This is a genomic window from Microbacterium sp. M28, from assembly GCF_025836995.1.
Taxonomy (GTDB): Bacteria; Actinomycetota; Actinomycetes; order Actinomycetales; family Microbacteriaceae; genus Microbacterium.
In genome coordinates this window covers 1,457,321-1,470,019 of sequence record NZ_CP107546.1, presented here as the reverse complement: position 1 = coordinate 1,470,019, position 12,699 = coordinate 1,457,321, and the positions used below count along the sequence as shown (strand labels likewise).

Here is a 12,699-nt window from a genome sequence, read left to right as displayed (position 1 = left end):
CCGCGTCGTCAATCCGCGCCGTGCGCCTTCGGGTGCCGGGGCGCCCCGCGCCCGTCGCCTCGGCCCAGATGCCGCGCGCGGGTGATCGTTCCGTTGCCGAATCGCGCACGGGCGCTGTCGAGGGCCCCCTCCACGCGCCGCCAGTCCTCGTCGTCGTCCCACAGCGCGAACGCTCCTCCGCCGGCCGGCTGGAGCTTCTCCGCACGCACCCCGACCAACCGCACGGGGCTGCGACGGTCGATCTGCTCGAACAGTTCCTGAGCGGCGGTTCCGATGCGCTGCCCCACCGCGGTCGGCTCAGGCAGTGTCTGCGAGCGGCTGAGCGTGGTGAAGTCGTCGAAGCGGATCTTGATCGCCACCGTACGGGTCTCCCATTCGGCCCGCCGCAGCCGTGCGGCGACGCGGTCCGAGAGGCGCAGCAGTTCGGATCGCAGCACGTCGCGGTCGGTGACGTCGACGTCGAACGTCTCCTCGTGCCCCACGCTCTTCTCGACCCGAGCGGTCTCGACCTCTCGGGGATCCTGCCCACGCGCCAGCTCGGACAGGCGCTGCCCGAGTGCGGGCCCCACAGCCCTGTCCAAGGCTTTCTGGGAGGACTCGCGGATGTCGCGGATCGTCCGGATGCCGCGGGCTTCGAGTGCTTCCGCCGCCTTCGGGCCGACCCCCCACATCGCGCGGACCGGGCGCGGGGCGAGGAAATCGAGGGTGTCCGCGGCCGCGACGACCAGCATGCCGTCCGGCTTGCACAACGTCGATGCCATCTTCGCCACGTGCTTTGTCGCCGCCACGCCGACGCTGCAGGTGATGCCGACCTCGGCGAGCACGCGCTCCCGAACGAGCTGCGCGATGCGACCGGGGCTCCCCCAGAGGCGCCGCACGCCCCGCACGTCCAGGAAGGCCTCGTCGACCGACAAAGGCTCGACCAGGGGCGTGAACGACTCGAAGATCGCCATCACCTGGCGCGAGATCTCCTGGTAGCGGGCGAAGTCGGGGAGCACGATCCGCGCAGCGGGGCATAGACGCAGCGCCTGGGACACCGGCATGGCCGCGCGAACGCCGTATCTGCGCGCCTCGTACGAAGCGCTCGAGACCACGGAGCGACCATCGGGTGCGCCGATGATCAGCGGCAGACCGCGCAACGACGGGTCATCGAGCACGGCGACGGCCGCGTAGAACGCGTCCATGTCGACATGCAGGATGCGCGTGCCCGCATCGTCCGCACCCTCGGGTGAGACGATGCGGCCCGAACCATCACCGCGCCCCATGGATCCATTGTCGTCGAGACCACCGACATCGCGTGCCGGTGGTCGTCATCGAGCGGGCGTCACTGCGCAGCGCGCTCCAGGATGAGCTCGCGCACGCGCGCCGCATCCGCCTGGCCCTTCATCGCTTTCATGACCGCGCCGATGATGGCACCGGCGGCCTGGACCTTGCCGTCCTTGATCTTCGCCATGACATCGGGCTGCGCGGCCAGCGCATCGTCGATCGCCGCGATGAGCGCGCCGTCATCCGAGACGACGGCGAGACCGCGTGAATCGACGACCTCCTGCGGCGTGCCCTCCCCCGCGATGACGCCCTCGAGCACCTGACGCGCGAGCTTGTCGGTGAGGGTGCCGGCGTCGACGAGCTTCTGCAGCGCGGCGACGTTGTCGGGGCTGATCAGATCCACCGCATCCTTCTCGGCCGCGTTCGCGAGACGCGAGATCTCCCCGGTCCACCACTTGCGGGCGGCGGCCGGTGCGGCGCCGGCCGCGATCGTGGCTTCGACGACGTCCAGCAGTCCGCCGTTGTGCACGTCCTGGAACTCCAGGTCGGTGAAGCCCCACTCGGTCATGAGCCGGCGGCGACGCGCGACGGGCTGCTCCGGCAGGGCCGCACGCAGCTCCTCGATCAGCTCAGCGGTCGGCTGCACCGGAAGCAGGTCCGGCTCCGGGAAGTAGCGGTAGTCATCAGCATCCGACTTCGGGCGCCCGGGGGACGTCGTGCCGGTGTCCTCGTGCCAGTGGCGCGTCTCCTGCGTGATCGTCCCGCCGTCGGCGAGGATCGCGGCCTGACGCTGGATCTCGTACCGGACGGCGCGCTCGACCGACCGCATCGAGTTGACGTTCTTCGTCTCGGTGCGCGTGCCGAGCTTCTCCTGGCCCCGCGGGCGCAGGGAGACGTTGGCGTCACAGCGCAGGTTGCCGCGCTCCAGGCGGGCCTCCGAGATGCCGAGGCCGCGCACGATGTCGCGGATGGCGGCGACGTACGCCTTGGCGATCTCCGGTGCACGGTGCTCGGCGCCGAAGATCGGCTTCGTGACGATCTCGACGAGCGGAACGCCGGCGCGGTTGTAGTCGACGAGCGAGTACTCCGCCCCCTGGATGCGCCCGGTCGCTCCGCCCATGTGCGTGAGCTTTCCGGCATCCTCCTCCATGTGCGCGCGCTCGATCGGAACCGTGACGATCGTGCCGTCCTCGAGTTCCACCTCGACCGAGCCCTCGTAGGCGATCGGCTCGTCGTACTGCGAGATCTGGTAGTTCTTGCCGAGATCAGGGTAGAAGTAGTTCTTCCGCGCGAACCGGCTGGACTCGGCGATCGAACAGCCGAGCGCCAGCCCCAGACTGATCGATGACCGGATCGCCGTCGCGTTCACGACCGGGAGTGAGCCGGGCAGACCGAGATCGACAGGTGCGATGAGGGTGTTCGGCTCGGCGGCGTGGTACTTCTCGTTCGCCGGGTTCGGGGCATCCGAGAACATCTTGGTCTCGGTGTTCAGCTCGACGTGCACCTCGAAGCCGAGCACGGGCTCGAACAGCTCGAGCGCCTTGTCGAAGTCCATCAGCTTGGCAGCGGCCATCAGCGGTTCCCTCCAGCGAGCTCGGGGGCCCTGGTCAGCAGCGGAGCACCCCACGAATCGACGAGCAGCGTCTCCAGTGCGGCGCCCACCCGGTACAGACGAGCGTCCTCATGCGCGGGCGCCAGGAACTGGATGCCGACGGGCAGTCCGTCCTCGGCCGCGAGTCCGGAGGGGATCGAGATGCCCGGCACGCCGGCGAGGTTCGCGGGGATCGTGGTGACGTCGTTCAGGTACATCTGCAACGGGTCGTCGATCCGCTCGCCGATCTTGAACGCGGTCGTCGGGGCCGAGGGCGTCGCGATGACGTCGACGTCGGCGAAGGCGTTCGCGAAGTCCTGCTGGATGAGCGTGCGGACCTTCTGCGCACTGCCGTAGTAGGCGTCGTAGTAGCCGGCCGACAGCGCGTAGGTGCCGAGGATGATGCGGCGCTTCACCTCATCGCCGAACCCGGCCTCTCGCGTCGCGGACATGACGTCCTCGACCGTCGCGCCGCCTTCGGGGGTGACACGCAATCCGAAGCGGACCGAATCGAACTTCGCCAGGTTGCTGGATGCCTCCGCTGGGAGGATCAGGTAGTACGCCGCGACGCCGTACTCGAAGTGCGGCGTGGAGATCTCGACGATCTCGGCGCCGTTCGCCTCGAGCAGCGCGAGCGACTCGCGGAAGGATGCGGCGACGCCGGGCTGGAAGCCGGAATCGGGCAGTTCCTTGATGACGCCGACCTTCAGTCCCTTGAGCACGTCGCCGCGCGCACCTTCTCTGGCGGCATCGGCGAACGACGGCCAGGCGTCCGTGAGCGACGTGGAGTCCTTCGGGTCGTGTCCGCCGATCACGTCGTGCAGGAGTCCGGCATCCAGAACGGTCCGGGTGACAGGGCCGACCTGGTCCAGGCTGGAGGCCAGCGCGATCGCGCCGTACCGGCTCACGCCGCCGTACGTGGGCTTGATGCCGACCGTTCCCGTGACGTGCGCTGGTTGACGGATCGAACCGCCGGTGTCCGAGCCGAGCGCGAGCGGAGCCTCGAAGGCGGCGACGGCCGCCGCGGAGCCTCCGCCGGAGCCGCCGGGGATCCGGTCGAGATCCCACGGGTTGCGCGTCGGGCCGTAGGCCGAGTGCTCGGTGGAGGAGCCCATCGCGAACTCGTCCATGTTGGTCTTGCCCAGCGGAACCAGGCCTGCGGCCCGCGAGCGGGCGACGACGGTCGCGTCGTAGGGCGACAGGTAGCCCTCGAGGATCTTCGAGCCGCTCGTCGTGGGCTGATCGGTCGTGACCAGCACGTCCTTGATCGCGAGAGGCACGCCGGCGAGCGGGTGCAACCGCTCCCCCGCCGCACGCGCTGCGTCGATCGCATCAGCGGCGGCGAGAGCGCCGTCGTTCACATGCAGGAAGGCGTGCACGTCGCCGTCGACGGCCGCGATGCGATCCAGGTGCGCCTGAGTGGCCTCGCGGCTGGAGACCTCGCCGGAGGTCAGCTTGTCCGCGAGCTCCGCGGCGGTCCAGCGGATGATGTCGCTCACTGCTCTTCTCCCAGGATCGCGGTGACGCGGAAGCGTCCGTCGGCGGCATCCGGTGCGTTCTGCAGCACCTGCTCGTGCGTCAGCGTCTGTCCGACCACGTCGGGGCGGAAGACGTTCGCGAGCGGAATCGGGTGGCTCGTCGCCACGACGTCGGAGGTGGCGACCTCGGAGACCTTCGCGATGTTGTCGACGATGGCGTCGAGCTGGCCCGTGAGCCGCGTCACCTCGTCGTCGTTCAGCTGGATGCGCGCGAGCACGCCGAGATGGCGTACGAGTTCGGGGGTGATTTCAGACACCCGACCAGTCTAGTTCGCGGCGGCGGATCCCCTGCGACGCTCCGGCGCGGCAATAGGCTGGTGCGCATGACGACGTTCGATCCTCCTCGTCCCTGGGTCGCCAGCTATGCCGCCGGCGTCCCCGAAGACCTCGCACCGGTGCAGGGCTCCCTCATCGACATCGTCGCGGCCTCGGCACGCGACTACCCCGACGCTCCCGCGCTGCAGTTCTTCGGGCGGGAGACCACATACGCCGAGCTCCAGCAGGCGATCGATCGCGCTGCTGCCGGACTGCGGGATCTCGGAGTGAAGGCCGGGGATCCGGTCGCCATCGTGCTGCCGAACTGTCCGCAGCACATCGTCGCCTTCTACGCCGTCCTGCGCCTCGGTGCCGTCGTCGTCGAGCACAACCCGCTCTACACGCCGCGCGAGCTGCGCAAGCAGTTCGAGGACCACGGTGCGAAGCACGCCATCGTCTGGAACAAGGTCGTCGGAACGGTCCAGGAGTTCCCCGCCGACCTCGCCGTGTCGACCCTCATCTCGGTCGACGTCACGAAGGGGATGCCGCGGCTCACGCAGCTCGCCCTGAAGCTGCCGATCGCCAAGGCCCGCGAATCCCGCGCGGCGCTGACCGAGAAGGTGCGCGGCACCGTCGTGTGGGAGCGGGTCGTAGGCGCTGACCCACTGCCCGTCTCGCATCCGAAGCCGCAGACCGATGACCTGGCGATCATCCAGTACACGTCGGGCACCACCGGCACTCCGAAGGGCGCTGCGCTCACGCATCGCAATCTGCTCGCCAACGCCGCGCAGTCGCAGGCCTGGGTGCCGTCGATCCAGCGCGGCAACGGGTGCGTCGTGTACGCCGTGCTGCCGATGTTCCACGCGTACGGTCTCACGCTGTGCCTCACGTTCGCGATGTCGATGGGCGCGCGCCTCGTGCTGTTCCCGAAGTTCGATCCCGACCTCGTGCTGGATGTCGTGAAGAAGCACCCGGCGACGTTCCTGCCGCTCGTGCCGCCGATCGCGGACCGTCTGCTCAGCGCCGCGAAGGCGAAGGGCGTGTCGCTGGAGGGCATCGAGGTCGCGATCTCGGGTGCGATGGCGCTGCCGCATGAACTCGTCGTCCCCTTCGAGAAGGCCACCGGCGGCTACCTCGTCGAGGGCTATGGTCTGAGCGAGTGCTCGCCGGTGCTCATGGCGAACCCGGTGGCCGACCACCGCGTTCCCGGGACGGTCGGACTGCCGCTGCCCGGCACGGAATGCCGCGTGGTGGACCCCGATGAGCCGACGAAGGACGTCGAACCGGGGTCGGCGGGAGAGCTCGTCGTCCGCGGCCCGCAGGTGTTCTCCGGTTACTACGGCAAGCCGGAGGCCACCGAAGAGGTGTTCGTGGACGGCTGGTACCGCACGGGCGACATCGTCACGATCGACGAGGCCGGCTTCGTCCGCATCGTCGACCGCATCAAGGAGCTCATCATCACCGGCGGGTTCAACGTCGCCCCGACCGAGGTCGAGAACGCGCTGCGGCAGCATCCGCTGGTGTCGGATGCCGCGGTCGTCGGGCTTCCCAGCGATCACTCCGGCGAGGAGGTCGTGGCCGCCATCGTGGTGGATGACGCGGACGACGTCGACGTCGAGGCGATCCGCGAGTTCGCCCGCGGCATCCTGACCCCGTACAAGGTCCCGCGCCGGGTCTTCGTGGTCGACGAGCTGCCCAAGTCGCTGATCGGAAAAGTCCTGCGCCGCCAGGTCAAGGAGCGCCTCCTCGCCCTCACGAACGGCTCCTGACCGACGATCTCACAGACACGGGCGCCTCGAGGGCGCTACCTTTAGGTAGTGACCCCTGAAGACGCAGTGCTGACCGACGCCCCCGAGGAATCCCCCGCAACCCCAGGATTCGAGGAGCTCGGCATCACCGGGCCCGTTCTCAAAGCCATCCGTGACCTCGGATACGAGACCCCTTCGCCGATCCAGGCCGAGACCATCCCGACGCTCCTGAACGGCCGCGATGTCGTCGGGATGGCGCAGACCGGCACCGGCAAGACCGCGGCGTTCGCGCTGCCCGTGCTCGAGCGCCTGGACATCTCGCAGAAGACGCCGCAGGCGCTCGTTCTCGCCCCCACCCGCGAGCTCGCCCTGCAGGTCTGCGAGGCATTCGAGTCGTACGCCTCGAAGATGAAGGGGGTGCACGTCCTGCCCGTCTACGGAGGCCAGGGCTACGGCGTCCAGCTTTCGGCGCTGCGCCGCGGCGTGCACGTGATCGTCGGCACGCCGGGTCGCATCATGGACCACCTCGCCAAGGGCACCCTCGACCTCTCCGAGCTGAAGTACCTCGTGCTCGACGAGGCCGACGAGATGCTGAAGATGGGCTTCGCCGAAGACGTCGAGCAGATCCTCGCTCAGACGCCGGAGGAGAAGCAGGTCGCGCTGTTCTCGGCCACCATGCCTCCGCAGATCCGTCGCCTCGCTCAGCAGTACCTGCGCGATCCCGAAGAGATCAGCATCAAGTCGAAGACCGCGACGGGCACGAACATCACGCAGCGCTATCTCGTGGTGTCCTACCAGCAGAAGGTGGACGCGCTGACGCGCATCCTCGAGGTCGAGAACTTCGACGGGATGATCGTCTTCGTCCGTACGAAGAACGAGACCGAGACGCTCGCGGAGAAACTGCGTGCGCGCGGCTATTCGGCCGCGGCCATCAACGGCGACGTCCCGCAGGTCCAGCGCGAGCGCAGCGTGAACCAGCTCAAGGACGGCAAACTCGACATCCTCGTCGCCACGGATGTCGCCGCACGTGGTCTCGATGTCGAGCGCATCAGCCACGTCATCAACTTCGACATCCCGACCGACACCGAGTCGTACGTGCACCGCATCGGTCGCACCGGCCGTGCCGGACGCTCCGGCGACGCGATCAGCTTCATCACGCCGCGCGAGCGCTACCTGCTCAAGTCGATCGAGAAGGCGACGCGCCAGGCTCCGACGCAGATGCAGCTGCCCAGCACCGAAGACATCAACACGACGCGACTCACACGCTTCGACGACGCCATCACGACCGCGCTGAGCGAGACGAGCCGCATCGAGGCGTTCCGCGACATCGTCGCGCACTACGTCCGCAACCACGACGTCCCCGAGGCGGATGTGGCGGCGGCGCTGGCCGTCGTGGCGCAGGGCGAGACGCCGCTGCTGCTGGATCCGCAGAACGATCCGCTGGCCCGAGCCGTCGCCGCCGACAACCGACCGCCGCGTGAATCGGGATCCCGGGGCGAGCGCACGGAGCGTCCGCCGCGCACCGAGCGACGCGGCCGGGGCGACTACGCCGCGTACCGCATCGAGGTCGGCCGCCGCCACCGTGTGGAGCCGCGTCAGATCGTGGGTGCGCTCGCGAACGAGGGCGGTCTCGGTCGCGACGACTTCGGCGCGATCAAGATCAACCCGGACTTCTCGATCGTCGAGCTGCCAGCCAATCTGGATGCCGCGGTTCTCGACAAGCTCAGGGATACCCGGATCTCGGGGCGCCTGATCGAGATCAAGCCGGACCGCGGGCCACGCGCCGGCGGCGCACGACGCCAGCGCGACGATGAGGGATCCCGTTACGACAGCCGTCCGCCTCGCGGCGACCGGGACGACAAGCCGTTCCGCAAGCCCCGACACAAGGGCTGAGCACCCCGCGAGACTTCCTCTGCGCAGTGAGACCGAGTCGGCTCGGCTCGGTCTCACCGCAGAACGTACGTTTCACGAACCCGCTCCCACGTCCGCTACCGTGGCGACATGGTGAAGGTGCGGTGGGCGCGGACCGAGGACGCCGCAGACGTGGCGGAAGTGCACGTGGATGCCTGGCGATCGGCCTACGCCAGGCTCATCGACCAGGCTGTCCTGGACGGGCTCGACGTCGACCGCCGTGCCACGATGTGGGCGAGCTTCATCGCCCGGTCGCTGCAGGGGCTTCCTCCTGAGGGCTACGACGAGCCAGCGCATCGCCTGCTCGTGGCGGAGGACGACGATCGGATCCTGGGCTGGGCCGCTTTCGGGCCAGGGCGGGATGACGGCCAATCGCACCGGGGAGAGCTCGCCGGCCTGTACGCGCATCCGTCCGTGTGGTCGCGCGGTGTCGGGCATGCCCTGATCGCGTGTGTCGATGAAGAGCTGCGCGCTCAGGGGTTCGCGGATGCCTACCTCTGGGTGCTCGCCGGCAACGAAAGGGCCATCGGCTTCTACGAGCGTCACGGCTGGATCGCCGACGGCGGCGAGAAGTTCGGGGATGCGGGCGGCGCCACCGGCCTCCATGAACTGCGCCACGTGCGCGCGCTGACATGACCTCGATCCGGGTGAGCGTGACCGGTCGGGTGCAGGGCGTCGGTTACCGCTGGTTCGTGCACGGTCTGGCTTCGGAGCACGGTCTCACGGGCTGGGTGCGCAACCGCCGTGACGGGTCGGTGGAGGCGGAGCTGCACGGCGACCCGGTCGACGTCGAAACCGTGGTCGGCGCGATGCGCACCGGTCCCCGGCACGCGCGTGTCGACGCGGTCTCGGTGCGCGAGCTCCCGGGCCGCCGCGCGCACGACGGCTTCGAGATCCGTGCGACCGAGTGACCATCGCACGTCCGGCCGCTTCAGGACGCGGTGTTCAGCTCTCTCCGACGTCGTGGGCTGCGATGCGTGCGGCGAGAGCCCGGACGTCGACGACCGAGCTGGTGTCCACCTCGATCACCGGGAATCCCGTCATCGGGCGGGCGACCAGCGCAGCGGCATCCCACTCGTCGATGCGTGCCCGGTCGTCGTGGACCGCGTGACGCACCCGCGTGAGGTACCTCTCGCGCATCACCTCACGCGGCGCCTCGCACCAGACCTCCAGCCCTTCGGGTGAGCCGGCCGACTCCCATCCGCGGCGGAACCAGTTCTCGTCGCGCCCGGTGAGCCAGACGGACTCCACGAGCACGGTGCCCTCCATCATTCCGACGATCCGCCAGAGCGCATCCGCGGCCAGTGCGCCCACCGCCCGCGTCGGCAGCGGAGCGTCGACCGCGCCACCGAGCGCTTCCTTGACCGCGTCCTTGGAGACCAGCGGCACGCCGAGCTCGCGCGACAGAGGCCGGGCCAAGGTCGTCTTCCCGGCTCCTGCCATGCCGTTGAGCACGATGAGTCGATCAGCCACGCGCATTCGCCCCGGAGCGAGCGAGTTTCGCGGCGATGTCGATCACCGATTCGGGGTGCGCGAGCAGCGACCGCTGAACCGGCGTACGGATGAGATGTTCCAGCAGACGGTGCGCGCCCTCGACGGTCGGCGCCCAGTATCCGCCCACGTGATGCCTGCTCAACGGGACCCGCATGGACGTGCCGTCCACAAGGAGCTCGACGGCCCCGTCGTCCGGGTCGAGATCGAGCATTTCGGCGGTGACCACCGTGACCGCCCCGAGCACGGCCGTGCTGACCAGACCGGGAAGGCGGAACCGCGTGGTCGGAACGTCGAGGGTCACCTGCTTCACCTCGTCCCACGCGTACACGTCGCGACCCTCGGAGCCGTCGCGCCGGATCACGGCATCCGGTGTGAGCCGCAGGTGATGCCGTCCTGGATCGCCGATCGCCAACGCGCCGGGGACGGCGATCAGCGGGCCATAACGCTTCATGCGAGCGCGTCCGGGCCCTCCGTGACGAGGATGTGGAACTGTGCGGCATCCAGGATCCGGATGCCGAGCTCCTCGGCCTTCGCGAGCTTCGATCCCGCCCCTGGCCCTGCGGCCACGAAATCGGTCTTCTTCGACACGCTGGACGCGGCCTTGCCTCCGGCATTGATGATCGCCTCCTGCGCGCCATCGCGCGTGTAGCCGTCGAGGCTTCCCGTCGCCACGATCGTCAGCCCGTCGAGCACGCCGCCTTCGGCCACCGCCGCCCCCGGGCCAGGGTGGCCCGGCGTCGTCCACTGCACGCCCGCCTGCGCCCACCGCTCGACGATCTCCCGGTGCCAGTCGACCTCGAACCAGGCAAGCAGGGAATCGGCGATGATGCCGCCGACGCCCTCGACGCCGGCGAGCTCCTCGCGGGATGCCGCTCGGATCGCGTCCAGCGAGCCGAACCACTGCGCGAGCGCCCGCGCGGCCACGGGGCCGACGTGCCGGATGTTCAGGGAGACGAGCAGCCGCCACAGCTCCTTCGTCTTCGCCTTGTCGAGCTCGGCGAGCAGCTTGACCGCGGCGGAGGACGGCTGCGCCGCATTGATCCCGTTCTTCTTCTCGGCAGGGGTCGGATTGCGGCGGAACGGCGATCGCGTCTTCACGACGCCGTCGTCGTCCTGCTTGGGCAACCCGGTCTCGCTGTCACGGACGACCACCGAGATCGGCACCAGGTCGTCGAGTTCCAGCGAGAACAGACCAGCCTCGGTGTCGAGCAGCGGCACCGCGGGCGGTTCCGCCTGCGTGAGCGCAGCCGCAGTCACCTCGCCGAGCACTTCGATGTCGAGCGCGCCACGCGAGCCGATGTGCTCGACGCGTCCGCGGACCTGAGCGGGGCACGACCGCGCGTTCGGGCAGCGCAGATCGATGTCCCCCTCCTTCATGGGGCGCAGCGGTGTGCCGCACTCCGGGCAGCGTTCGGGCATCACGAATTCGCGCTCCGTACCGTCGCGCTTGTCGACGACGGGTCCGAGCACCTCGGGGATCACGTCTCCGGCCTTACGGAGCACGACGGTGTCGCCGATCAGCACGCCCTTCGCCTTGACGACGTCCTTGTTGTGCAGCGTCGCCTGCCGCACGACAGACCCGGCGACGTGCGCCGGTGCCATGACCGCGAACGGCGTCGCCCGCCCGGTGCGCCCGACCGAGACCACGATGTCGAGCAGCTTCGTCTGCACTTCCTCCGGCGGGTACTTGTACGCGATCGCCCAGCGCGGCGCGCGGCTCGTCATGCCCAGCTCGTCGTGCAGGGCGAGCTCGTCGACCTTGACGACGATGCCGTCGAGCTCGTGCTCGATGGAGTGCCGGTGCTCGCCGAAGTGCTCGACGAAGGCGACGACGTCATCGATCCCTTCGCACACCCGGAAGTGCGGGCTCGTCGGGAGCCCCCAGCCCGCGAGCAGGTCGTACACCTCGCTCTGCGTCGCCACCGGAGGGTCCTGCCAGGCTCCGATGCCGTGCACGTACATCGCCAGCGACTCGATGCGAAGGAGGCCGGCTTCGAGCTCGAGACCGTCCTTCTTGTCCAGCTGCTGACGAAGCCCGCCGCTGGCCGCGTTGCGCGGGTTGGCGAAGGCGGGGAAGCGACGTGCCGCCGCGGCTCTGGCTTTGTCCTCCTCGAAGGGCTTCTTGGCACCGCCGCGGCTCTCCCAGCGGGCGAGGGCATCGGCGTACGCCCGTTCGCGGAACGCCGCCTGGGCGGCGTTGAGCCGCTCGAAGGCGGCGACCGGGATGAACACCTCGCCGCGCACCTCGACGATGTCGGGGTGTCCCTCGCCACTCAGCCGCTCGGGGATCTCGGGAAGCCGGAGCGCATTCTCCGTGACGATCTCCCCGACGCGACCGTCCCCGCGCGTCGCCGCAGACGTCAGCACGCCTTTCTCGTAGCGCAGGTTGATCGCAAGGCCGTCGATCTTGAGCTCGGTCAGCCACGCCACCGTGCGCCCGGCCGCGGACTGCGTCTTCGCGGCCCAGTCGCGCAGCTCGTCGACGGAGAAGACATTGTCGAGGCTCAGCATCCGCTCTGCGTGCTCGATCGTGGCCAGCCCGGTGGCCTCAGCCGCTCCGACCATCTGCGTGGGGGAATCCTGTCCCTGCAGCTCGGGGTGCAGGCGCTCGAGCTCCTCGAGACGGCGCATCCACGTGTCGTAGGTCGCATCGTCGACGAGCGAGGTGTCGCGACCGTAGTACGCGTCCTTCGCCTCCAGGATGCGGGTCGTGAGCTCTTCGGCTTCGAGGCGGGCGTCTTCCAGCGAGATGTTCTCCGGCACAGCTCGAGTCTACGAGCGGGCACCGACAGTCGCAGGCCGCGTCACCGGCATCCGGCAGCACCGATCTCGCAGAACCGCGCGGATCTCGCACGAAACCGCGCAGAACGTGCGAGATCCGCGTCATTCTGCGAGT

11 protein-coding genes are annotated in these 12,699 nt (G+C 69.2%); 4 read left to right on the top strand and 7 right to left on the bottom strand.

Going from position 1 to position 12,699, the window contains the following annotated elements; translation table 11 throughout:
- Window positions 1-8: 8 nt before the first annotated feature.
- From dinB to gatC, 4 genes are read right to left on the bottom strand one after another with little or no spacing between them, the layout of a single operon-like run.
- Window positions 9-1,265, bottom strand: a complete 1,257-nt coding sequence (dinB, locus tag OED01_RS07260) for a DNA polymerase IV (protein WP_264157702.1) — start codon at window positions 1,263-1,265, stop codon at window positions 9-11.
- A gap of 59 nt (window positions 1,266-1,324) precedes the next feature.
- Window positions 1,325-2,839, bottom strand: coding sequence for an Asp-tRNA(Asn)/Glu-tRNA(Gln) amidotransferase subunit GatB (gene gatB, locus OED01_RS07255; protein WP_264157701.1), 1,515 nt, complete (start codon window positions 2,837-2,839; stop codon window positions 1,325-1,327).
- Window positions 2,839-4,356, bottom strand: a complete 1,518-nt coding sequence (gene gatA / locus OED01_RS07250) for an Asp-tRNA(Asn)/Glu-tRNA(Gln) amidotransferase subunit GatA (protein WP_264157700.1) — start codon at window positions 4,354-4,356, stop codon at window positions 2,839-2,841. The genes gatB and gatA overlap by 1 nt, the downstream gene beginning before the upstream one ends.
- The gene (gatC, locus tag OED01_RS07245; RefSeq protein WP_264157699.1) at window positions 4,353-4,652 is read right to left on the bottom strand and encodes an Asp-tRNA(Asn)/Glu-tRNA(Gln) amidotransferase subunit GatC; all 300 of its coding nucleotides are present in this window, start codon (window positions 4,650-4,652) and stop codon (window positions 4,353-4,355) included. Before gatC ends, gatA begins: the two co-directional genes overlap by 4 nt.
- Window positions 4,653-4,718: 66 nt before the next feature.
- Here gatC and OED01_RS07240 point away from each other — a divergent pair, with 66 nt between their 5' ends.
- The 4 genes from OED01_RS07240 (at window position 4,719) to OED01_RS07225 (ending at window position 9,220) form a co-directional block, all read left to right on the top strand.
- On the top strand, window positions 4,719-6,419 hold the full coding sequence (locus OED01_RS07240) for a long-chain-fatty-acid--CoA ligase (RefSeq protein WP_264157698.1): 1,701 nt from the start codon (window positions 4,719-4,721) through the stop codon (window positions 6,417-6,419).
- Between the two features lie 48 nt (window positions 6,420-6,467).
- On the top strand, window positions 6,468-8,291 hold the full coding sequence (locus OED01_RS07235) for a DEAD/DEAH box helicase (protein ID WP_413231617.1): 1,824 nt from the start codon (window positions 6,468-6,470) through the stop codon (window positions 8,289-8,291).
- A gap of 108 nt (window positions 8,292-8,399) precedes the next feature.
- Complete coding sequence (locus OED01_RS07230; RefSeq protein WP_264157697.1) at window positions 8,400-8,945, top strand: GNAT family N-acetyltransferase; 546 nt, start codon at window positions 8,400-8,402, stop codon at window positions 8,943-8,945.
- Window positions 8,942-9,220 (top strand): acylphosphatase, encoded by a 279-nt coding sequence (locus OED01_RS07225; RefSeq protein ID WP_264157696.1) that lies wholly within the window; start codon window positions 8,942-8,944, stop codon window positions 9,218-9,220. The genes OED01_RS07230 and OED01_RS07225 overlap by 4 nt, the downstream gene beginning before the upstream one ends.
- A gap of 34 nt (window positions 9,221-9,254) precedes the next feature.
- Here the strand turns inward: OED01_RS07225 and OED01_RS07220 are convergent, their stop codons facing one another.
- From OED01_RS07220 to ligA, 3 genes are read right to left on the bottom strand one after another with little or no spacing between them, the layout of a single operon-like run.
- A complete protein-coding gene (locus OED01_RS07220; RefSeq protein ID WP_264157695.1) occupies window positions 9,255-9,782 on the bottom strand; it encodes a P-loop nucleotide/nucleoside kinase family protein in 528 nt (175 codons plus the stop codon).
- Window positions 9,775-10,254, bottom strand: a complete 480-nt coding sequence (locus tag OED01_RS07215; protein WP_264157694.1) for a hypothetical protein — start codon at window positions 10,252-10,254, stop codon at window positions 9,775-9,777. The genes OED01_RS07220 and OED01_RS07215 overlap by 8 nt, the downstream gene beginning before the upstream one ends.
- A complete protein-coding gene (gene ligA / locus OED01_RS07210; protein ID WP_264157693.1) occupies window positions 10,251-12,566 on the bottom strand; it encodes an NAD-dependent DNA ligase LigA in 2,316 nt (771 codons plus the stop codon). Before ligA ends, OED01_RS07215 begins: the two co-directional genes overlap by 4 nt.
- Window positions 12,567-12,699 lie beyond the last annotated feature (133 nt).

Bases quoted from the DNA above. Each gene is read 5' to 3' on its own strand.
- dinB (WP_264157702.1), bottom strand. From the start codon at position 1,265: ATGGGGCGCGGTGATGGTTCGGGCCGCATCGTCTCACCCGAGGGTGCG.
- gatB (WP_264157701.1), bottom strand. From the start codon at position 2,839: ATGGCCGCTGCCAAGCTGATGGACTTCGACAAGGCGCTCGAGCTGTTC.
- OED01_RS07240 (WP_264157698.1), top strand. From the start codon at position 4,719: ATGACGACGTTCGATCCTCCTCGTCCCTGGGTCGCCAGCTATGCCGCC.
- OED01_RS07230 (WP_264157697.1), top strand. From the start codon at position 8,400: ATGGTGAAGGTGCGGTGGGCGCGGACCGAGGACGCCGCAGACGTGGCG.
- OED01_RS07225 (WP_264157696.1), top strand. From the start codon at position 8,942: ATGACCTCGATCCGGGTGAGCGTGACCGGTCGGGTGCAGGGCGTCGGT.
- OED01_RS07215 (WP_264157694.1), bottom strand. From the start codon at position 10,254: ATGAAGCGTTATGGCCCGCTGATCGCCGTCCCCGGCGCGTTGGCGATC.